Origin of the sequence: Duganella sp. CF402 (assembly GCF_900109645.1) — a bacterium.
GTDB lineage: Bacteria > Pseudomonadota > Gammaproteobacteria > Burkholderiales > Burkholderiaceae_D > Rugamonas.
The window spans coordinates 618051-640024 of the sequence record NZ_FOBG01000002.1; the positions used below are offsets into that span (position 1 = coordinate 618051).

Annotated in this window: 18 protein-coding genes and 1 other RNA gene; 1 reads left to right on the forward strand and 18 read right to left on the reverse strand. The window is 62.1% G+C overall.

Features of this window, described 5'->3' with window-relative positions; translation table 11 throughout:
- Window positions 1-21 precede the first annotated feature (21 nt).
- The 17 genes from ftsZ to rnpB all read right to left on the reverse strand — a co-directional run bounded on the left by ftsZ (window position 22) and on the right by rnpB (window position 19561).
- Complete coding sequence (gene ftsZ, locus BMZ70_RS20775) at window positions 22-1248, reverse strand: cell division protein FtsZ (RefSeq protein WP_092278990.1); 1227 nt, start codon at window positions 1246-1248, stop codon at window positions 22-24.
- Window positions 1249-1372: 124 nt separating this feature from the next.
- The gene (gene ftsA / locus BMZ70_RS20780) at window positions 1373-2605 is read right to left on the reverse strand and encodes a cell division protein FtsA (protein WP_092278992.1); all 1233 of its coding nucleotides are present in this window, start codon (window positions 2603-2605) and stop codon (window positions 1373-1375) included.
- Between the two features lie 14 nt (window positions 2606-2619).
- Window positions 2620-3411, reverse strand: a complete 792-nt coding sequence (locus tag BMZ70_RS20785) for a cell division protein FtsQ/DivIB (protein ID WP_092278994.1) — start codon at window positions 3409-3411, stop codon at window positions 2620-2622.
- Window positions 3412-3418: 7 nt separating this feature from the next.
- Window positions 3419-4390 carry a D-alanine--D-alanine ligase gene (locus tag BMZ70_RS20790; protein ID WP_373922533.1) on the reverse strand — a complete coding sequence of 324 codons (972 nt, stop codon included), beginning with the start codon at window positions 4388-4390 and terminating at the stop codon, window positions 3419-3421.
- A gap of 3 nt (window positions 4391-4393) precedes the next feature.
- Complete coding sequence (gene murC / locus BMZ70_RS20795) at window positions 4394-5785, reverse strand: UDP-N-acetylmuramate--L-alanine ligase (protein WP_092278996.1); 1392 nt, start codon at window positions 5783-5785, stop codon at window positions 4394-4396.
- Entirely contained in the window at window positions 5782-6849 is a 1068-nt protein-coding gene (murG, locus tag BMZ70_RS20800; RefSeq protein WP_092278998.1) for an undecaprenyldiphospho-muramoylpentapeptide beta-N-acetylglucosaminyltransferase, read from the reverse strand. Before murG ends, murC begins: the two co-directional genes overlap by 4 nt.
- Entirely contained in the window at window positions 6846-8066 is a 1221-nt protein-coding gene (gene ftsW, locus BMZ70_RS20805) for a putative lipid II flippase FtsW (RefSeq protein ID WP_092279000.1), read from the reverse strand. Before ftsW ends, murG begins: the two co-directional genes overlap by 4 nt.
- A complete protein-coding gene (gene murD / locus BMZ70_RS20810) occupies window positions 8066-9598 on the reverse strand; it encodes a UDP-N-acetylmuramoyl-L-alanine--D-glutamate ligase (protein WP_092279002.1) in 1533 nt (510 codons plus the stop codon). The genes ftsW and murD overlap by 1 nt, the downstream gene beginning before the upstream one ends.
- Window positions 9598-10767: a phospho-N-acetylmuramoyl-pentapeptide-transferase gene (gene mraY, locus BMZ70_RS20815; protein ID WP_092279004.1), complete on the reverse strand. Its 1170-nt coding sequence runs from the start codon at window positions 10765-10767 to the stop codon at window positions 9598-9600. Before mraY ends, murD begins: the two co-directional genes overlap by 1 nt.
- 2 nt (window positions 10768-10769) lie before the next feature.
- Entirely contained in the window at window positions 10770-12155 is a 1386-nt protein-coding gene (murF, locus tag BMZ70_RS20820; RefSeq protein WP_092279006.1) for a UDP-N-acetylmuramoyl-tripeptide--D-alanyl-D-alanine ligase, read from the reverse strand.
- Window positions 12155-13711, reverse strand: coding sequence for a UDP-N-acetylmuramoyl-L-alanyl-D-glutamate--2,6-diaminopimelate ligase (locus tag BMZ70_RS20825; RefSeq protein ID WP_092279008.1), 1557 nt, complete (start codon window positions 13709-13711; stop codon window positions 12155-12157). The genes murF and BMZ70_RS20825 overlap by 1 nt, the downstream gene beginning before the upstream one ends.
- Complete coding sequence (locus tag BMZ70_RS20830; protein ID WP_092279010.1) at window positions 13708-15483, reverse strand: peptidoglycan D,D-transpeptidase FtsI family protein; 1776 nt, start codon at window positions 15481-15483, stop codon at window positions 13708-13710. The genes BMZ70_RS20825 and BMZ70_RS20830 overlap by 4 nt, the downstream gene beginning before the upstream one ends.
- On the reverse strand, window positions 15480-15755 hold the full coding sequence (gene ftsL, locus BMZ70_RS20835; RefSeq protein ID WP_092279012.1) for a cell division protein FtsL: 276 nt from the start codon (window positions 15753-15755) through the stop codon (window positions 15480-15482). Before ftsL ends, BMZ70_RS20830 begins: the two co-directional genes overlap by 4 nt.
- Window positions 15752-16720, reverse strand: a complete 969-nt coding sequence (gene rsmH / locus BMZ70_RS20840; RefSeq protein ID WP_092279014.1) for a 16S rRNA (cytosine(1402)-N(4))-methyltransferase RsmH — start codon at window positions 16718-16720, stop codon at window positions 15752-15754. Before rsmH ends, ftsL begins: the two co-directional genes overlap by 4 nt.
- A gap of 11 nt (window positions 16721-16731) precedes the next feature.
- Complete coding sequence (gene mraZ, locus BMZ70_RS20845; protein WP_092279016.1) at window positions 16732-17160, reverse strand: division/cell wall cluster transcriptional repressor MraZ; 429 nt, start codon at window positions 17158-17160, stop codon at window positions 16732-16734.
- Window positions 17161-17731: 571 nt separating this feature from the next.
- Entirely contained in the window at window positions 17732-19216 is a 1485-nt protein-coding gene (gene glpK / locus BMZ70_RS20850) for a glycerol kinase GlpK (RefSeq protein ID WP_092279018.1), read from the reverse strand.
- Between the two features lie 11 nt (window positions 19217-19227).
- Window positions 19228-19561: RNase P RNA component class A (gene rnpB, locus BMZ70_RS20855), an RNA gene on the reverse strand.
- Between the two features lie 118 nt (window positions 19562-19679).
- Between rnpB and BMZ70_RS20860 the strand changes: the two genes are divergently transcribed.
- The gene (locus BMZ70_RS20860; RefSeq protein ID WP_092279020.1) at window positions 19680-21383 is read left to right on the forward strand and encodes a thiamine pyrophosphate-binding protein; all 1704 of its coding nucleotides are present in this window, start codon (window positions 19680-19682) and stop codon (window positions 21381-21383) included.
- A 17-nt stretch (window positions 21384-21400) separates the two neighbouring features.
- Here the strand turns inward: BMZ70_RS20860 and BMZ70_RS20865 are convergent, their stop codons facing one another.
- Window positions 21401-21934, reverse strand: a complete 534-nt coding sequence (locus tag BMZ70_RS20865) for a hypothetical protein (RefSeq protein WP_092279022.1) — start codon at window positions 21932-21934, stop codon at window positions 21401-21403.
- Between the last annotated feature and the right edge of the window lie 40 nt (window positions 21935-21974).

The window sequence follows — 21974 nt, forward strand, 5'->3', positions numbered from 1 at the left end:
GGATAGAACCCGAAGTATGCCTTAATCGGCTTGTTTGCGCAGGAACGCTGGAATGTCGTAGGTTTCCATGCCGTTCTTCTCCATCGCGCGCACTTGCTCCGAGGCCGACTCGCGACGCCATACCGCTGGCGCCTTCATGCCGTCGAACGCTGGCGCAGCACCGCCGCCCATGCCGCCAGCCGCGCCCATCGACAGGCCTTGCGCAGCAGCCGCGCCGCCCATTGCAGCCGATGGCATCATCGGGCTGTTGTGGGTGCCGGTGCGCAGCATCTGCTGCGGAACCAGTTGCACGTGCTTCTTGGCTTTACCCAGGCCGGTGGCCACCACGGTGACGCGGATGTTGTCGCCCATGTCGTCGTCGTAAGCGATACCTTGTGCGATCGACGCATCCGGTGCCGCAAACGCGCGCACGGCGGCCATGACTTCCTTGATCTCTTTACCTTTCAGGCCACGCGATGCGGTGACGTTCACCAGCACGCCGCGTGCGCCCGACAGGTCGACGCCGTCCAGCAGCGGCGAAGCCACGGCTTGTTCGGCGGCGATACGTGCGCGGTCCACGCCGGAAGCGGTGGCGGTGCCCATCATGGCCTTGCCCTGCTCGCCCATGATGGTCTTCACGTCGTTGAAGTCGACGTTGATGTGGCCCGGTACGTTGATGATCTCGGCGATACCGGCAACGGCGTTGTTCAGCACATCGTCAGCGTGTTGCAGCCATTCGATCAGCGATTCGTCTTCGTAGATCTCTTCCAGCTTTTCGTTCAGGATCACGATCAGCGAGTCGACGTTGGCCGACAGCTGCTCAAGACCTTCGTCAGCGATGTCCATGCACTTCTGGCCTTCGTGCGAGAACGGCTTCGATACCACCGCCACGGTCAGCGCGCCCAGCGACTTCGCCACTTCGGCGACGATCGGTGCTGCGCCGGTGCCGGTGCCGCCGCCCATGCCGGCAGCGATGAAGACCATGTGCGCGCCGCGCAGCGAGTCTTCGATGCGCTGGCGCGATTCTTCCGCCAGCTTGCGGCCGACGTCCGGCTTCATGCCGGCGCCCAGGCCGGTGTCGCCGATCTGGATCACGTTATCGGCCTTGGAAGTCGACAGCGCTTGCGCGTCGGTGTTCGCAGCGATGAACTCCACGCCGGACATGCCTTTGTTGATCATGTGCTGCACCGCATTGCCACCCGCACCGCCGACGCCAACGACCTTGATGACGGTACCCAAAGCTGCGTTATCGACCATATCGAACTCCATGATGTACTCCCTATCAGAATGCGGTTTTCAAGCGCCAGTCCTCATAATTGTAGGAGAACTGGGGATTGAAAACTGCGGTTTAATATAAAAAATTTAGTTGTTTCGTACTAGATTCGTATCGGCCTCAGAAATTCCCGAGGAACCATTCCTTCATGCGCTGCCAAACTGCCTTCACCGATCCATCCTGCCGCGTGACGATGTGGCCACGCAGGTACTGCTTTTTCGCTTCCAACAGCAGGCCAAGCACGGTCGCGTAGCGCGGGCTGCGCACCACGTCGGCCAGCTGGCCACGGTAGTCCGGCGTGCCCAGGCGCGCCGGCTTGAGGAATATGTCTTCCGCCATTTCGACCATGCCCGGCATGATCGCGGTGCCGCCGGTGAGCACGATGCCCGACGACAGCACGCCTTCGTAACCCGACTCGCGCACCACCTGGTGCACCATCGCGAACAGCTCTTCCACGCGCGGTTCGATCACGGCAGCCAGCGCCTGGCGCGACAGGTTGCGCGGACCACGGTCGCCCAGGCCCGGCACTTCCAGCGATTCGCCCGGATCGGCCAGCACCTGCTTGGCCACGCCGTAGCGGATCTTGATCTCTTCCGCTTCCGTGGTCGGGGTGCGCAGCGCCATCGCGATGTCGTTGGTGATCTGGTCGCCGGCGATCGGGATCACTGCGGTGTGACGGATCGCGCCGTCGGAGAACACCGCCACGTCGGTGGTGCCGCCGCCGATATCGATCAGCACGACGCCCAGTTCTTTCTCGTCGCCGGTCAGCACCGCATCGGCGGACGCCATCGGCTGCAGGATCAGATCCGACACTTCAAGACCGCAACGGCGCACGCACTTGACGATGTTCTGCACCGCCGACACCGCGCCGGTCACGATGTGCACTTTCACCTCAAGGCGGATGCCGCTCATGCCAATCGGCTCGCGCACATCTTCCTGGCTGTCGACGATGAACTCCTGCGGCACCGTGTGCAGCAGCTGTTGATCGGTCGGGATGTTAACCGCCTTTGCCGTTTCAATGACGCGCGCCACGTCGGTCGCCGTCACTTCCTTGTCTTTGATCGCCACCATGCCGCTCGAATTGAAGCTGCGGATATGGCTGCCCGCGATGCCGGCATAGACATTGCGGATCTTGCAGTCTGCCATCAGCTCCGCTTCTTCCAGCGCGCGCTGGATCGATTCCACGGTCGCTTCGATGTTGACCACCACGCCCTTCTTCAGGCCTTTGGACTCGTGCTGGCCCAGGCCAATCACTTCGTGGCGTCCATCGCCCATCACCTCGGCCACCACAGCCACCACCTTGGAGGTGCCGATATCGAGGCCGACGATCAGGTTTTTCGCGTCTTTAGTCATTTCTGTTTGCCTGCTTACGGTTTTTTCTTAACTAACGTTTTTGGTTTCGCGCCTTCCGCCGGAATCTTCAATCCCTGCGCGCTCAGCGCCAAACCGTTCTGGTACCGCATGTCTATCGTGTCTATATTCGGCAGGTGTTCCACCAGTTGCGGATAAATTCCGATCAGGCGGTCCACTCGCTCCTTCAACGTGGTGCTGGTCTGTTCCCGTCCCAGCGCCACGCTCGTTCCATTATTCAGCTTCACCGTCCACGCATAACGGCTGGACAGCGACAGTGCTTCAGGCACCAGCTTGAGCGGCGCAAACCACGTGCGCAGCTCACCATAACGCGACAACACTTCCTTCTCGCTGCCGTCCGGTCCTTCGAACTCCGGCAGCGCATGATCCTCTTCCGCTTCGGCCAGGTTGGCGGTAAAGACATCGCCCTTGGTCGACAACAGCCGTCCGTCCTCGCCCCACGTGCCCAGCGCTTCATGCTCTTCCAGCGCCACGATCAGCTGGTCCGGCCATTCGCGCCGCACGGTTGCGCGGCGTACCCAGGGCACCGACTCGAACGCCTGGCGCACTGCATCCAGGTTGGTGGTGAAGAAGTTGCCTTTGATACGTCCCAACGCATTGTTCCGCAGCGTCAGGTGATTCACATGCTTCAGATCTTCGGTACTGCTAATCGTTTCAATACGAATCGTGCGCAGGTTGAACATCGGACGCTGCGACACCCACCACACGCCGGACGCGATGCATGTCAACACGGTCAGTGCAAACAAGCCACTGGCGGTTGCATTCAAAGCCTTCACGTCATGCCACATCTACTGCTTATCCCTTCATCTTCACGCGCGCAGTGCGCAGGATTTCCACGCACAGGTCTTCATAGCTGATGCCTTCCGCGCGCGCCGCCATCGGCACCAGCGAGTGGCTGGTCATGCCTGGCGAGGTGTTCACTTCCAGCAGGAATGGCTTTTGATCGCGTTCGCGCAGCAGCACGTCGACGCGTCCCCAGCCCTCGCAACCGAGTGCGCGGTAGGCTTCCACGGCGATGCGCTGCATCTCCGCCGCCAGCGCGTCAGGCAACGCGGCCGGGCAGAAATACTTGGTGTCGTCGGTGAAGTACTTGTTCTGATAGTCGTAATTGCCTTCCGGCGCCACGATCTCCACGATAGGCAGCGCGCGTGCAGTGGCGCCGCTGCCCAGGATGGCGACCGTGAATTCGCGGCCGGTGACAAATTCCTCGGCCAGCACCGAGTCGTCCAGCGCGGCTGCGGTGTCGTAAGCGGCTTTGAATGCGGCGGCTTCGCTCACTTTGGTAATGCCGATGGTCGAACCTTCATGCGGCGGTTTTACGATCAGCGGCAGGCCGAGATCCGCAGCGACAGCACCGAGGTCCGACTGCGCGTTCAGTACCGCGTAGCGCGGGGTCGGCAGGCCGTGGTGCAGCCACACGATCTTGGTGGTGATTTTGTCCATGCCCACCGAGCTGGCGGTCACACCGCTGCCGGTGTAAGGAATGCCCAGCAGTTCCAGCGCGCCTTGCAGGCTGCCGTCTTCGCCGAAGCGGCCGTGCAGCGCGATGAACACGCGGTCGAATTTTTCTGCGGCCAGTTCGGCCAGCGAGCGTTGGCCCGGATCGAAAGCGTGGGCGTCGATGCCTTTGCTTTGCAGCGCGGCCAGCACGCCGGCGCCAGACATGTTCGACACTTCACGCTCAGCGGAGCGGCCGCCAAACAGCACGCCGACCTTGCCGAATGCTTTTGCGTCTTGTGCGCTTAATGGATTAATGACGGTACTCACGATTCAGACCTTTGGATAATTAGTCAGTTTGGCTGGGACGCCGCTGATCGAGCCTGCGCCCATAGTCATCACGACGTCGCCGTCGCGTACTACGCCCATGATGGTCTCCGGCATATCGCCGATGGCCTCAACAAAAATTGGTTCGGTCTTGCCGCGTGCGCGCAGCGCATGCGCCAGCGCGCGGCCATCGGCGGCGACAATCGGTGCTTCGCCAGCGGCATACACTTCGCCCAGCACCAGCACGTCCGGCGCGCCCAGCACCTTGACGAAATCTTCGAACAGATCGCGCGTGCGGCTGAAACGGTGCGGCTGGAACGCCAGCACCAGGCGGCGGCCCGGATAGGCGGCGCGCGCTGCGGCCATCGTCACGTCCATTTCCAGCGGATGGTGGCCGAAGTCGTCCACCAGCGTGAACGCGCCACCGCCCGGAATCGCGACGTCGCCATACTTGGTGAAACGGCGGCCAACGCCGGCGAAGCCTGCCAGGCCGGCTTGGGTTGCGCTGTCTTCAATGCCGATCTCGCGGGCGATCGCCACGGCGGAGCAGGCGTTCTGCACGTTGTGCAGGCCTGGCTGATTCAGCACGATGTCCAGATCAGGGTAGCCTTCCTGCTTGACGGTGAAGTGCATTTCCACGCCGACGGCGCGCGCGTTCACGGCGCGCACTTCGGCGTCTTCAGCGAAACCGTAGGTGGTGACCGGCTTGGTCACGTGCGGCAGGATCGAGCGCACATGCGGATCGTCGATGCACAGCATGGCGCGGCCGTAGAACGGCAGGCGGTGCGTGAAGTGAACGAAGGCCTGCTTGAGCTTCTCGAAATCGTGCTCGTAGGTTTCCATGTGGTCGGCGTCGATGTTCGTAATGACTTCGATCATCGGCGTCAGGTTCAGGAACGATGCGTCCGACTCGTCGGCTTCGGCCACGAGGTATTCGCCGGTGCCCAGCTTGGCGTTGGCGCCCGCTGCGGTCAAACGGCCGCCGATGACGAAGGTCGGATCGAGGCCGCCCTGTGCCAGCACCGACGCCACCAGGCTGGTGGTGGTGGTCTTGCCGTGCGTGCCGGCGATGGCGATGCCGCGCTTCAGGCGCATCAACTCGCCCAGCATCACTGCGCGTGGGACGATAGGAATCTTACGGCTGCGTGCCGCTACCACTTCAGGATTGTCCTGCTGTACAGCGGTCGAGGTCACGACGGCATCGGCGTTGCCGATGTTCGATTCCGCATGGCCCTGATACACAGTCGCGCCCATGTCGGCCAGGCGCTGGGTGACAGCGTTGCTGCCCAGGTCCGAGCCGGACACGTTGTAGCCCAGCGTGAGCAGCACTTCTGCAATGCCGCTCATGCCGCTGCCGCCGATGCCGACGAAGTGTATGTTCTGTACTTTGTGTTTCATGCTAGTTCTTCCAATACTTTTGCGATCGCATCGTTTGCGTCACGTTTGCCGACTTCACGCGCTGCGTTGGCCATTGCCAGGCAGGATGCACGGGTCAGCGTTTCCAACAGCGTCGCAACGGATTGCGCGCTCAACTCCGTTTGCGGCATATGAATCGCCGCTTTTTGTTTCGCCATCCACTGTGCGTTGTCGCGCTGGTGACTGGTAGTCGAGGCCACGAACGGCACCAGCACGCTGGCCACGCCCGCCGCCGTCAGTTCGGACACGGTGATGGCGCCGGCACGGCAGATCACCACGTCCGCAGCGCTGTAGGCCGACGCCATGTCGTCGATGAAGTCGACCACATTGGCCGTCACGCCAGCCTGCTGATACGCCGCACGCAGCGCATCGATATTCTTTTTGCCCGACTGGTGGGTCACCAGCGGACGCTGTGCGTCCGGGATCAGCGCCAGTGCCGCAGGCAGCGCATCGTTCAGCGCTTTCGCACCGAGACTGCCGCCCACCACCAGAATCCGCAACGGACCTTCGCGGCCTTCAAAGCGCTGCGCCGGCGATGCCATGTCCAGGATCTCCTTGCGAACCGGATTGCCGGTGACGACCGCCTTGCCAGCGGCATTGCCAAAATTGGCCGGGAAGCCGAAGCACACGCGACTCGCAGCCGGCACCAGCGTTTTATTCGACAGCAGCAGCGCCGCGTCGGCATTCACCAGCACCAGCGGCGTGCGGCGCAGGCGCGCCATCAGGCCGCCCGGCACGGTCACGTAACCGCCCATGCCCATCACCACATCCGGCTTGCGGCTGCCGATAAAGCTGAAGCAGTCGACAAACGCCTTAACCATCTTGAACGCGCCGCTCACCGTATGCTTCAGGCCTTTGCCGCGCATGCCGGTGAAGTTGATGCTGTCCATCGCGATGCCGCTCTTCGGCACCAGATCCTGCTCCATGCCGGTGGAAGTACCCAGCCAGCTCACTTCCCAGCCGCGTGCGCGCATGGTTTGCGCGATCGCCAGGCCCGGGAAAATATGACCACCCGTACCGGCCGCCATAATCATTAATCGTTTCATAGTCTGCCACCACGCATCAGGACCCGGTTCTCGTAGTCGATCCGGAGCAGGATCGCGAGTCCGATGCAGTTGATTACAACGCCCGTGCCGCCATAGCTCATCAGCGGCAGGGTCAAGCCCTTGGTTGGCAGTAAGCCCAGGTTCACACCCATGTTAATAAACGTCTGCACGCCGATCCAGATGCCGATGCCCTTGGCCGTCAGGCCGGCAAAGGTCTGGTCGATGGCGATGGCCTGGCGGCCGATGTCGAAGGCGCGCTTGATGATCCAGTAGAACATCGCGATCACCACCAGAACGCCGGCCAGGCCCAGTTCTTCGCCGATCACCGCCAGCAGGAAGTCGGTGTGCGCTTCCGGCAGATAGTGCAGTTTCTCCACGCTGCCGCCCAGTCCAACGCCAAAAATCTCGCCGCGCCCGAAAGCGATCAGCGAGTGGGTCAGCTGGTAAGCCTTGTTCAATGCATTGTCCTCTTCCCACGGATTGAGGTACGCGAAATAACGCTCGCGGCGGAACTTCGACAGCGCGATGATGGAGCCGAAGATCAGCACCAGCACCGCGCCGATGCCACCGAACCAGACGGCATTGATCCCGCCGAGGAACAAGATACCCATCGCGATGCAGACGATCACGCCGAATGCGCCGAGGTCCGGCTCCAGCAGCAGCAACAGGCCAACGAAACCGACCGCCGCCGCCATCGGCATGAAGCCCTTGGTCAGCTTGTGCATGTACTGCTGCTTGCGCACCGTGTAGTCCGCGGCGTACAGCACCGCCACGACTTTCATCAGCTCCGACGGCTGCACGTTGAAGACTTTCAGCGACAGCCAGCGGCGACCGCCGTTCACCACCACGCCGACACCGGGTATCAGCACCAGCACCAGCAGCACCAGGGTGCCGATAAACAAGTACGGCGCAGCCTTCTGCAAATCCGCAATGCGGATGCGGAACACGAACAGCCCGGCGATCAGCGAGACGGCGATGAACATGGCCTGGCGCTGCAAGAAGTAGGTATTCTGCCAGCGCACGTAGTTGGCGAACTTCGGCGAATCCGGCAGCGAGATCGACGCCGAGTACACCATCACCATCCCGAGCAGCATCAGCAGCAGCGTGACCCAGACCAGCGGCTGGTCGTACTCCATCATCTTCGACTGCCGCGCGCGACTTTCCATCGGCGTTTCAGCCGACTTGGAGCCAAAGCGGAACGGCAGCTGGAGGGCCATCAGATCTCCTGTCCTGCGTCGAGGGCGATATCACGCACGGTGTCGATGAACACCTGGGCGCGATGCGCGTAGTTCTTGAACATGTCCATGCTGGCGCACGCAGGCGACAGCAGCACGGCATCGCCGGCTTTTGCCAGTTCGCTCGCGCGTTTCACAGCTTGCGGCAGGTCGGTGCCGCAGTCTTCCAGCTCGTACTCCAACACTGCGCCCTGCTCGCGTGCGGCCGATTCCAGCGCAGCGCGGATTTGCGGCGCGTCGCGGCCAATCAGCAGCACGGCGCGGGCATAGCGGGCGACTGGTTCGGCCAGCGGAGCGAAGTCCTGGCCTTTGCCGTCGCCACCGAGGATGACGACCAGGCGCTGGCTTTCGCCGGTGAAGGCTTTGCCGAGGCCATTCAGTGCGGCTACGGTGGCGCCGACGTTGGTGCCTTTGCTGTCGTCGTAGTATTCGACTTCATTGATGGCGCTGACCAATTCCACGCGGTGCGGCTGGCCGCGATACTCACGCAAGCCGTGCAGCAGCGGCGCCAGTGGCAGGTCGATGGCGCGGCACAGGGCCAGCGCGGCCAGCGCGTTGGCGGCGTTGTGCACGCCGCGAATTTGCAGCGCGTCGGCCGGCATCAGGTTCTTGACGATGCACTCGACCGGTGGCGGCGGTGGATCGTTCTTTCTGCGCTTCTTCGGTTCGCCCTCTTCTTCCACTGGAATGGCGGTGGCGAGCCACAGCACGCCGCGCTCATTGTTCAGGCCAAGGTCGTCACGCAGGACAGGTGCGTCGGTGCCGAAGGTGACGTTATGGCCGGTGGCGCTGGCCATGCGCATGGTGGTGGCGTCGTCGCGATTCAACACGCGCACGGTGTTGGCCGCAAAGATGCGGTGCTTGGCGGCGGCGTACGATGGCATGTCGCCGTGCCAGTCAAGGTGATCCTGCGTGACGTTCAACACGGTCGCCGCGTCGGCTTCCAGCGTGAAGGTCGTCTGCAGTTGGAAGCTGGAGAGTTCAAGCACCCAGACTTCCGGCAGCGTTTCGCTGTCGAGCACTTCGCGCAGCACGTCCAGCGCAGCTGGGCTGATGTTGCCGGCGACGCGCACGGTCTTTCCGGCGCGTTCGCACAGTTGGCCGACCAGCGTGGTGACGGTGGTCTTGCCATTGGTACCGGTGATGGCGATGATCTTCGGCTCGTAGCCGCGCGACTCTTTCAGCGACTCCAGCGCCTGAGCGAACAATTCGATCTCGCCCCATACTTCAATACCTGCGGCAGCGGCGGCCGGCGCGATCTCTGCCAGCTCGCGGTTAGGGGCCAGGCCTGGGCTGACGGTCACGAAGTCCACGCCGTCCAGCAGCGATGCGCCGAACGGGCCAGCGACGAATTCAGCATCCGGCACGGCTTCGCGCAACGCAGGCAGACGATCCGGCGACTCACGCGTATCGGCCACGCGCACGCGCGCGCCGCTGCGGGCGAGCCACAGCGCCATCGCCAGGCCGGATTCACCCAGCCCTAATACCAGTGCGTTTTTGCCTTCGTAAATCATCAGCGCAGTTTCAACGTCGAGAGTCCAACCAGTACCAGAATCATCGTCACAATCCAGAAGCGGACGACAACCTGGGTCTCTTTCCAGCCTTTTTGTTCAAAGTGGTGGTGCAGTGGCGCCATCAGGAATACGCGACGACCGGTGCCGTAGCGCTTCTTGGTGTACTTGAACCAGCCCACCTGAATCATCACCGACACAGTCTCCGCAACGAAGATGCCGCCCATGATGAACAACACAATCTCTTGACGCACAATCACCGCAATAGTTCCCAGCGCACCGCCCAGCGCCAGTGCGCCAACGTCACCCATGAACACTTGGGCCGGATGGGTGTTAAACCACAGGAAGGCCAGGCCCGCGCCGGCCAGCGCGCCAGTGAAGATAATCAGCTCGCCCGCGCCAGGAATGTGCGGAATGAACAGGTACTTCGAATAGGTGGCGCTACCGGTCAGGTAAGCGAACAGGCCCAGTGCCGAACCAACCAGGATGGTCGGCATGATCGCCAGGCCATCCAGGCCATCGGTGAAGTTAACGGCGTTGGACGAGCCGACGATGACACAGTAGGTCAGCGCGATGAAACCCCACACGCCCAGCGGGTAGCTGATCGTTTTGAAGAACGGCACAATCAAGTCGGCTTTCGGCGGCAAATCCATCTCGAAGCCGGAGCGCACCCAGGCGAAGAACAGCTCGAACACCTGCGCGGTGCTGGTGGCCGATACCGAGAACGCCAGGTACAGCGCGGCGGCGATACCGACCAGCGACTGCCAGAAATACTTCTCACGCGAGCGCATGCCTTCCGGATCCTGGTACACCACCTTCCGGTAGTCGTCCACCCAGCCCACTGCGCCGAAGCCCAGCGTGACAATCAGCACCGGCCAGATCAAACGGTTCGACAAGTCGCACCACAGCAGCGTGGACACAGCGATCGACAGCAGAATCAGCACGCCGCCCATCGTTGGCGTGCCGTGCTTTTTCAGGTGGGTTTGCGGACCGTCGGTACGCACAGCCTGACCGTATTTCATGGCGGTCAGCTTGCGGATCACGAACGGACCAGCGGCCAGGCCCATGAACAGCGCCGTCGCGGTGGCAAACACCGCGCGGAACGTGATGAAGTTGAAGACGCGGAGTATGCCGACGTCCTGCTGGAAAAATTGTGCGAGCCAGAGCAGCATGATTAGTGACCTTCCTTGTTAGCTTGTTGCGACCCAATCAAATGCTGCACGACCCGCTCCATCTTCATGAAGCGGGAGCCCTTGATTAATACAGTTGCATCAGGCGACACCGCTGCTTCAACAGCAGCCAGCAAATCGCCAAAGTTTTCAAAATGACGAATGGTCGCGCCAACCATGTGCGCGGCCAGTTCGCCCGTTACCAGCACCGTTTCGATGCCCTTGTCCTGCGCGTATGCGCCAACTTCCTCATGGAACTCTCGGCCCTGCGTGCCGACTTCACCCATATCGCCCAGCACCAGCACGCGCGGCGCGGCTGCTTTCGACAGCACGTCGATGGCGGCGCGTACCGAATCCGGATTAGCGTTGTAGGTGTCGTCGATCACCACGGCGCCGTTCGCGGCCTGCTTCTTCTGCAAGCGGCCGCTGACTGGCGCGAAGGTATCGAGTCCCAGTTTGATTTTTTCCAGCGACACGCCGGCGGCATAAGTGCAAGCCACCGCAGCCAGCGCATTGCGCACATTGTGTTCACCAGCGGCTTGCAGGCGCACGAAGAATTGGCGCGTGTCCGCTTCGCTTTCGCAGATGGTGATGAACATCTCGCTTTCGAAATCGCTGGCGCGGAAGGTGCAGCTCACTTCCGCATCCTTGCTCAGGCCGAAGCGCAGCATGCGGCGGCCGGCCGACAGTTCTTCCCAGATGCCGGTGAACTCGTCGCCATGCGGGAACACGGCCACGCCGTCGGTCGGCAAGGCGGACAGCACGGCGCCGTTCTCGCGCGCTACCGCTTCCACGGTGTGCATGAATTCCTGGTGTTCGCGCTGGGCGTTATTGACCATCGCGATATTCGCGCCGGCGATGGCGGCCAGTCGGCCGATTTCGCCCGGATGATTCATGCCCATCTCGATCACGGCGGCCTGCTGCTGCGCGTCCATGCGGAACAGCGTCAGTGGCACGCCGATTTCGTTATTCAGGTTACCGCGTGTGGCCAGGCGGCTTTCTTCGCCATGTGCTGCGGCGAGGATCGCGGAAATCATTTCTTTAACGGTGGTCTTGCCGTTACTACCGGTGACACCGATGACCGGCATCGTGAACTGCTTGCGCCAATAATTGGCGATCTGGCCCAGCGCCACCAGCGTGTTCGGCACGACGATGGCAGGCAGGGTCCAACCTTCCGGCAGTTCTTCTACAACGACAGCGGCAACGCCCTTCTCCGCTACCTGCGCGAGGAAGTTATGGGCGTCGAAAACTTCGCCGCGCAAAGCGACGAACAAAGCACCTGCGGCTACGCTACGGCTGTCGGTCGACACGCCGTTAAATACGACATCGCCGGCGTTCACTAAGCGCGCGCCGGTCAGAGAAGGCAGAATTTGTGCGACTGCTGCACGCATTAATTCGTCCTCATCATGGTTAAACGGGCCGACAGCGCCAGCTGCGCGTGATCGGCGTCGGAGAACGGCAGTTTCTTGCCCTTGATTTCCTGGTACGGCTCATGGCCTTTGCCGGCCAGCAGGATCACATCCGGCTTGCCGGCATGCTTGATCGCCGACAGGATGGCGGCGGCGCGGTCGTCGAGCGCCTGCACCGTCGATGCCGGATTGTTCTGGTCCATGCCAGCCAAAATCTGTTCGATGATGGCGTGCGGCTCTTCGCTGCGCGGATTGTCGCTGGTGACCAGCACGTGATCCGCCGCCTGCGCGATCTTGCCCATCTGCGGACGCTTGCCCGGATCGCGGTCACCGCCGCAGCCGAACACGCACCACAGCTGGCCGCCGCGATCAGTCGCCACCGGACGCAGTGCGGCCAGGGTTTTCTCCAGCGCGTCCGGCGTGTGCGCGTAATCGATCACGATCAACGGCGCTTCATGGCCGCCGACTTGCTGCATGCGGCCCGGCGCAGGTTCCAGTGATTCTGCCGCGTCGATGGCGGCGCGCAGGCCGAGGCCTTTCGCGATCATCGCGCCCATCACGCCCAGCGCATTGCTGATGTTGAAGCCACCCACCAGATGCGTGCGCACTTGCGCCACGCCCAGCGGACAGTCCAGATGGAATTCGGTGCCGCCACTGCGGCCTGCGCGCAGCTGGCTGGCGCGCAGCATCAGCACACCAGCGATGTCCGGCTGTGCGGCTGCATCCCGCAACGTGTAGCCGATCAGTGGGATATTGCCTGCCAGCGGCGCTTTCGATTTCAGGTGCGCGATCAGGCGCAGGCCGGCCGGGTCGTCCAGATTGACGACTGCCGTTTTCAGCCCCGGCCAGTCGAACAGCTTGACCTTGGCCGCCTCGTAGGCTTCCATCGTGCCGTGGTAGTCGAGATGGTCGCGGGTCAGGTTGGTGAACAGCGCGACGTCGAAGTGCATGCCCGACACGCGGCCTTGCACCAGGCCGATGGACGACACTTCAATCGCCAGCGAGGTAGCGCCCTGATCACGCAGGTCGGCCAGGTTACGCGCCAACAGCACTGCGTCCGGCGTGGTATAGCCGGTAACGTCGTATTCCACGTCGCCGCGCGGACGGAACACGCCTACGCCCAAAGTGCCGATCACGGCTGCCGGTTCGCCGGCGCGCGACAGCGCCTGGCCCAGCCACACGGCGCTCGACGTCTTGCCATTGGTGCCGGTAACGCCGACGGTGAACATGTTTGCATCGGGCTGCTGGTAGAACGCGTGCGCGATGACGCCGGCGTTGGCTTTCAGGTTCTCAACGGTCAGATAGGGCACGGCCCATTTGTCGTTCCAGGTAAAACCGGCGGGATCGAGCACGATCAAGGCCGCGCCCTGCTCGATGGCGCTTTCAATGAAGCTGCGCCCATCACCGGCGTCGCCAGGATAAGCGAAAAACACATCGCCCAGCTTGACGCGGCGCGAGTCCGAAGCCAGGTTCGCCGTTGGCGCCAGCTTGCGGATCGCGTTCGCGATAGCTATCGGGTCGAAAGTAGAAGTCGTCACATGTTCCCCTGTGCTGCTGATTCAGGAATGATGATATGGGTCAGGTCCGAGTCCGGCGCCACGTTCTTGGCGCGCAGTGCTTGCGCCGCCAGCGCCGAGAACACCGGGCCCGCTACGTCGCCGCCATAGGTCACCGCGCCGCCTGGTTCGTCGATCATCACGGCAATAATGAATCGTGGATCCGACATCGGCGCCATGCCGACGAAGTTACCGATATATTTGGTGTGCGAGTAGCGGCCGCCGATAAACTTCTGCGCGGTGCCGGTCTTGCCGCCGACGCGATAACCCGGCACTTGCGCCTTCACGGCCGAACCGCCAGGCAGCGTGACCATCTCCAGCATCTCGCGCATCTGGGCTGCGGTTTTCGGGCTGATGACCTGGGTGCCGTGCGGAGCTTCATTCACCTTCTGGAACGACAGCGGAATGATGTCGCCATCACGCGCCAGCACCATGTAGGCGCGCGCCAGCTGGATCAGCGATACCGAGATACCCTGGCCGAAGCTCATGTTGGCGTGCTCGATAGGACGCCACAATTTATAAGGGCGCACGCGGCCCGCCACCGCGCCGGGGAAGCCCCACTTCGGCTGCTGGCCGAAACCGAGCTTGGTGAACATCTCCCACAGGTCCTGCGCCGGCATGCCGAAGGCAATCTTGGTGGTGCCGATGTTGGACGATTTCTGGATGATGGTCTGCACATCGATCATGTAGTGCGGGTGCGTATCGTGGATCACGCGGTCGCCGATGACCATCGAGCCGGGGCCGGTATCGAACATGGTGTGCGGCGTGATCTTCTTCGCGTCCAGCGCCATCGCCACCGGGAATGGCTTCATCGACGATCCCGGTTCGAAGGTATCGGTCATCACGCGGTTGCGCAGCTGCTCGCCGGTCAGCTTGGAGCGGTCGTTCGGGTTGTAGGTCGGCCAGTTGGCCAGCGCCAGCACTTCGCCGGTGTGCACGTCCAGCACCACGGCGGCGCCGGCCTTGGCCTTGAATTTCTCGACCGCGTCCTTGATCTGGGTGAAGGCGATGTACTGGATCTTGCTGTCGATCGACAGGGTCAGGTCCTTGCCGTCGTGCGGCTCGCGCACCGATTCGATATCTTCGACGATGCGGCCCAGACGGTCCTTGATCACGCGGCGGCTGCCGGGGATGCCCTGCAGCGTCTTTTGCTGCGCCAGCTCCATCGATTCCTGCCCCTGGTCTTCCACATTGGTGAAGCCCACCACGTGGGTGGTCACTTCGCCCTGCGGGTAGAAGCGTTTGTATTCCTTGCGGGTCTGGATGCCTTCGATACCGAGCTTGGTGATCTGGTCGGCCACGTCCTGCTCCACCTGGCGTTTCAGGTAGACGAAGCTGCGGTCCGAGTCCAGTTTCTTTTGCAGCTCTGCGTCGCTCATATCGAGCAGTTTGGCCAGCTGTTTCAGCTTGGCCGGCGGGGCTTCCTGCACGTCGTCAGGAATCGCCCAGATGGCTTTAACCGGTACCGACGATGCCAGCACCTGGCCATCGCGGTCGGTGATCTTGCCGCGCGTGGCCGGCAGTTCCAGCGTGCGCGCGTAGCGGATCTCACCCTGCTTTTGCAGGAACTGGGTCGACAAGCCTTGCAGCCACAGGGCGCGGCCGGCCAGTGCGGCGAATGCGGCAAACAATACGAACAGCACAACGCGCGAACGCCAGGTTGGCAGACGGACTGCCAGCACTGGGCTCTTGGAGAAGGCCACGCCTTTGGAGGCGGCCACGCGCGAGGTGTTCACATTGCTGCCGCGGCTCATTTTGCAGCCTCCGGGGTCAGGTATTGCGTGCGCGCTGCGGTCAGCGGCGTCATGTTCAGATCACGGCGTGCGATGTCTTCGATGCGCGCGTGCTTGCCCAGCGTGGACTGGTCCAGCTGCAGCTGCGCCCATTCGATATCGAGCTGGCGCGCCTGCGATTGCGAGCGTTCCAGTTCGATAAACAGGTGACGCGCCTGATACTGGGCGTTCACCAGCGACAGGCCGCAAGCAACCAGCAAAATTGTCAGCACCAGATTGATCTTGCCGCTCATGCGCCCTCCGTCGAAGGGATAGGCAGGCGGCGGGCGACCCGCATCACCGCCGAACGGGCGCGCGGATTCTCATCCACCTCCTTATCGGAAGGCTTCATCTTGGACAGCAGCTTGAGTTCCGGCTGTGGCAGGTCGACCGCGCGGATCGGCAGGCGGCGGTCCGGCTGCTCGACATTGGCCTTGGACGCGAAGAAGCGCTTCACCATGCGGTCTTCCAGCGAGTGGAAGCTGATGATGGCCATGATCGCGCCCGGCGCCAGACAAGCGTAAGCCTCGGTCAAACCGACTTCAAGGTCTTCAAGCTCTTTATTGATGAAAATCCGGATAGCCTGAAATGTGCGGGTTGCCGGATCCTTGCCCTTTTCCCGAGTCTTGACCGCGCCTGCCACGATGCCGGCAAGCTGTCGTGTGGTTGAAATTGGCTCGACTGCCCTGCGAGCAACAATCGCCTTTGCAATCTGAAAAGCAAACCGTTCTTCCCCATATTCCTTTATCACCTTTTCCAGTGTCTCTACGGTTTCAGTGGCAAGCCACTGCGCCGCCGACATGCCGCGCGTGGTGTCCATGCGCATGTCGAGCGGGCCATCGTTACGGAAGCTGAAGCCGCGCGCGGCGTCGTCCACCTGCGGCGAGGAGATGCCGAGGTCGAGCAGGATGCCGTCGACTTTGTTGATGCCGCGTTCAGCCAGGGCTTCGCGCATGGTGGCGAAGCTGTCGTGCACGATGGTGAAGCGCGGGTCCTTGATTTGTTCGGCGGTGGCGATGGCTTGCGGGTCTTTGTCGAAAGCGATCAGGCGCGCGTTGGCGCCCAGCTTGGAAAGGATCAAACGCGAGTGGCCGCCACGGCCGAAGGTGCCGTCGACGAATACGCCGTTGGCGCGCGCGCCATCCAGCGCCAGCGCATCAACCGCTTCGTCTAGCAGCACCGTGCGATGCTGGAATTCAGGCACCGTTGTCGTGGTCATATGACGGGGCCTTAGAAAGAGAAATTAGCGAGTACATCGGGGGTGCCGGCTTCCATAGCCTGCAGCTCTTTTTCCGCCATCTTGGCGGCGTCCCAGATCTCGAAGTGCGAGCCCATGCCCATCATCATGACCTCTTTATCCAGGCCGACGGCGGCGCGGAGTTCGGGCGAGATGAGGATGCGGCCGGCGGTGTCCATTTCCACGTCGGTGGCGTAACCGAGGAAAATGCGCTGCCAGGCGCGGGCTTGCATGGGCCAGGAGGAAATCTGTTGACGGTGTTGTTCCCACACAGGACGGGGGAACAGCATGACGCAGCCGTCGGGGTGGCGCGTCAGGGTGAGGCGGCCTTCGCACTGGATCGAGAGCGCGTCACGGTGCTTGGCAGGGATAGACATCCTGCCTTTGGCATCGAGATTGATTGCGGACGCGCCTTGAAACACGTGATTACCTTTTTACCTCAGTTGGTTAGCGGAGCGTAAAAAACCGGCTTGTTGCTTTCATCTTCCCTGTCCGCTAAGTCAGGCAAAATTTCCCACAAAAAGACACTTTTTCACACAGATGCCCACTTTAGAGGATGCAAGAATAGTGGTCAAGCGGTTTCAGCCAATCGAAACGGGGATTTTAGTAATGAAATTAAGGACTTAGCGCGATTCCTTGAAGCCAGCTAGAAATAAAATTACCTAATAAATTAAGTACTTATGAAAGGTTGTGAAGGTGTCACCTCATCTAAACCCATGTGTTTGATATTGAAAATGCTTATATAAAAAAATTGAATTAAAAGCATAAAGTTGCAAGTAGCCAACATTGCAGTATCAAATAGACAACGGATGTATGAGGATGGAAAACGTGGGTAATCAGGAGGGGAAACGCCAGCAGGTCGCACCAGAAGCGCGCTCAGGAGGAATGAGGAACCTTCACAAAACAGCCACAACAAACTTCAACAATTACTTCACAAACACAACTTGTCTATACAAATTTTGCGCTGCATCAGCCTTATTATACGCCCCGAATTCAGGATTCCCATGCCTTGGAGCGCTCGACGGCGCGGGACCATTTTGCGAGGAGTTCGGTGCGGCGGTCGGCGCTCATCGAAGGTTCGAAGCGGCGGTCGCAGGTCCATTGGGCGGCGATTTCTTCCTGGCTGTCCCAGAAGCCGACCGCCAGGCCAGCCAGATAGGCGGCGCCCAGCGCCGTCGTTTCGGTGACTTTAGGGCGCACTACCGGCACGCCCAGCACGTCGGCCTGGAATTGCATCAGCAGGTCGTTGCGGGCGGCGCCGCCGTCGGCGCGGACTTCCACCAAGGGCATGGAGGCGTCTTTTTGCATGGCCGCCATCAGCTCGGCGCTCTGGTAGGCGATGGCTTCCAGCGCGGCGCGGGCGATGTGGGCGCGGGTGCTGCCGCGGCTTAACCCGAACAGCGAGCCGCGCGCGTACGAGTCCCAATGCGGCGCGCCCAGCCCGACGAAGGCCGGCACCATGAATACGCCGTCGCTATCGGGCACGCTGGCCGCCAGTTCTTCCACTTCGGCCGATGACTTTATAATACCAAGGCCATCGCGCAGCCACTGCACGGTGGCGCCGCCCATGAAGACGCTACCCTCCAGCAGATAATCCGTCGCGCCGTCGACCCGCCATCCGACCGTAGTCAGCAAGCGGTTGTGCGAGGCCACCGGATGGCGCCCCAGATGCATCAGCATGAAGCAGCCCGTACCATAAGTATTCTTGACCATGCCCGGCTGGTGGCACGCCTGGCCGAAGGTCGCGGCCTGCTGGTCGCCCGCGATGCCCGCCACCGGAATCGCCGCGCCGAACAAGCTGTGATGGGTATTACCCACCTCCTCGCTCGACGACACCACCTGCGGCAGCATGGCCTCGGGGATGCCAAACAGATGCAGCAGGTCGTAATCCCAGCGCATCAGGTGGATGTTGAACAGCATGGTGCGCGCCGCGTTGCTGACGTCGGTGACGTGCTGCCCGGTCAGTTTGTAGACCAGCCAGCTGTCCACGGTGCCGAACGCCAGACCACCCTGCTCGGCGCGCGCGCGTGCACCCGGCACGTTATCGAGCAGCCATTTCAGCTTGGTGGCGGAGAAGTACGCGTCCAGTTCCAGACCGGAGGCATCGGTGATTTTTTTGGCTTTGCCGTCGGCGCGCAGCGCGTCGCACAGTTCGGCCGTGCGGCGGTCTTGCCAGACGATGGCCGGCGCGATCGGCTCGCCGGTCTTGCGGTCCCACACCACGGTGGTTTCACGCTGGTTGGTGACGCCGATGGCCAGCACGTTGTGCGGATCGACATGGTTATCGGCCAGCACCTTGCGGGCGACGTTGAGCTGGCTGTGCCAGATATCCATCGGGTCGTGCTCGACCCAGCCAGGATGCGGGAAATGCTGGGGGAACTCCTGCGCCGCGCTGCCGCAGATTTGTCCTTGATGGTCAAACAGGATGGCGCGCGAACTGGTCGTCCCCTGGTCCAGCGCGAGTATGAATTTTTTCATCTCGTATAATTAGTTGAAGCAAGCCGATAGGCCGGATTTTGTTACGGCGCAGGCGAACCTGCGCTATGACAGCCATTCCTCTAGGCGCTGGATTGCTCCAGCGCTCAAGCTTCCTACCCGCACGCTCCGCGAGCAACATCATCGCGTGCCTATTTGGAATTGCACCAGGTGGAGGTTACCGCGTTTCACCGTAACTTAATACGCTCGTCTCTGTGGCCCTATTCCTCGCCTTATATCCTTGCGGACTTTCGACGGACGGCCGTTAACCGTCACCCCGCTCTATGGAGTCCGGACCTTCCTCCCGTCAGGCCTTACGCACTGACCAGCGGCTGTCTGGCTTGCATCAGGCGCTATTGTACCAGTCCGGACCTCCAAATCTGAAATTTGGTGTCGCCATTCCAAAAGCCGCCCTCCCGCCGCCGCCGTAGAATGCTCGGATAATTCACCCACGAGGCTCACAATAATGACGCAACCATCCCGCACCGGCGGCCAGATTTTGGTCGATGCCCTGAAGATCCACGGCGTAGACACCGCTTTCGGCGTACCCGGCGAAAGCTATCTGGACGTGCTCGACGCCCTGCATGATTCCGATATCCGCTTCATCATCAACCGCCAGGAAGGCGGCGCCGCGTTCATGGCCGACGCCTACGGCAAGATGACCGGCAAGCCGGGGATCTGCTTCGTCACCCGTGGCCCGGGAGCCACCAATGCCTCGATCGGCGTGCACACGGCCTATCAGGATTCGACCCCGATGATCTTGTTCATCGGCCAGGTCGGCAGCGACTTTATCGACCGCGAAGCCTTCCAGGAAGTCGACTACCGCCGCATGTACGGCCAGATGGCCAAATGGGTCACGCAGATCGACCGTGCCGACCGCATCCCGGAATACATCGCGCGCGCCTTCCAGGTCGCCACCAGCGGCCGTCCCGGCCCGGTGGTGCTGGCGCTGCCGGAGGACATGCTGATCACCAAGGCCGCCGTGGCAGACACCCGCTGCTACCAGCCGGTGCAAGCCTCGCCGTCGGCGGCGCAGATCGACACCCTGCGCAGCATGCTGGCCTCGGCCAAAAAGCCGTTGGTGCTGCTGGGCGGCGGCGGCTGGAACGAGCAAGCCTGCGCCGACCTGCAGCGCTTTGCCGAAGCCAATCAGCTGCCGGTATCGTGCGCCTTCCGCTTCCAGGACTTGCTGGACAATGAACACCCAAATTACATCGGCGACGTCGGCATCGGTATCAATCCGAAGCTGGCGGCGCGCGTGCGCGAGGCCGATGTGATCCTGGCCATCGGCCCACGTCTTGGCGAGATGACCACCAGCGGCTACTCGCTGCTGGCCTCCCCGGTGCCGGCGCAGCGCCTGATCCACATCCATGCGGATGCCGAGGAACTGGGCAGCGTCTATCAGGCGGAATTGATGATTAACAGCGGCATGCCGCAAGTGGCGGCCATGCTGGCGGCGATGCAGCCGGTCAACGCGTCGGCGTGGGCCGGCAGCGTGGCGGAAGCGCGCGCCGACTACGCGGCATGGAAGCAGCAGCCAGCCATCTTCAAGGACGGCAAGGCGCCGCTCGACCTGTGGCAAGTGGTGCAGCAGATCGACAAGATCGCGCCGCACGACACCATCATCACCAACGGCGCCGGCAACTACGCCACCTGGGCGCACCGCTTCCACAGCTACGGCGGCATGCGCACGCAGCTGGCGCCGACCAGCGGCGCGATGGGCTACAGCGTGCCGGCCGGCGTGGCCGCCAAGATTATCGATCCGGCCCGCACCGTGATCACCTTCGCCGGCGATGGCGAGTACATGATGAACGGCCAGGAGCTGGCGACGGCGGTGCAGTATCAGGCCGGCGTGGTCATCATCGTGTTCAACAACGCCATGTTCGGCACCATCCGCATGCATCAGGAACGCGAGTATCCTGGCCGCGTCTCCGGCACCACGCTGCACAATCCTGATTTTGCGGCGCTGTCGGTGGCCTACGGCGGCAGCGGTGAAGTGGTGACCAGGACCGAGGAATTCGCTCCGGCGCTGGAACGCGCGCTGGCGCATACGCGCGAGAAGAACCTGCCGGCGCTGATCGAGCTGCGCTACGACGGCAACCTGATCACGCCGGGCGCCACGCTGGACACTATCCGCCAGAACGCGGCAGCGGCCAAGGCCGCGAAGTAAGCCTGTAACTAAGCCGATTAAAGGCTGGCGGTAACCGTGGAGCCGGTGTCGATCACCGGCTTCTCTTCTTCTTTTTCCTTCTTCACTTTTGGCGCGGGACAGGCACGGCAAGTGCCGGCCTTGCGGCTGAAGTCCGTCACCAGCGGCAGCCGCATCGGCACCGACTGATCCTCGCAATAGCCGCCTTCCAGCACCAGCGTCGTGCCGCCGTCGGCCAGCTTGCCGCTGATGATGCGCTCGTCCTCATCGGGCGGCTGCACCGTGAAATAAAACTGCTGGCCACGCGGATCGATGGTCACATCGCTGGCCACCACCGGCCAGCTCAAGCCGCCGGCGGTATATTCGTACAGCACCGTATCGACTTCGGCAAAGCGCTGCAGCGTGATGCGCTGGCCGCCGAATTCGCCGCTGTCCGGATGGATGCACAAATCGGAAAACACCAGCATGCCGTAGCGCGGCAGCGCGCCGGGCTTGGCTTGCTTCTTCGGCGCCGCCAACACCGCGCACGACGCCAGCAGGATGACGCCGGCAAATAGGGCTCGTCGAGACATAATCGCTTCCAGAAAAGAACAACGGCTGCACCAGGCAGCC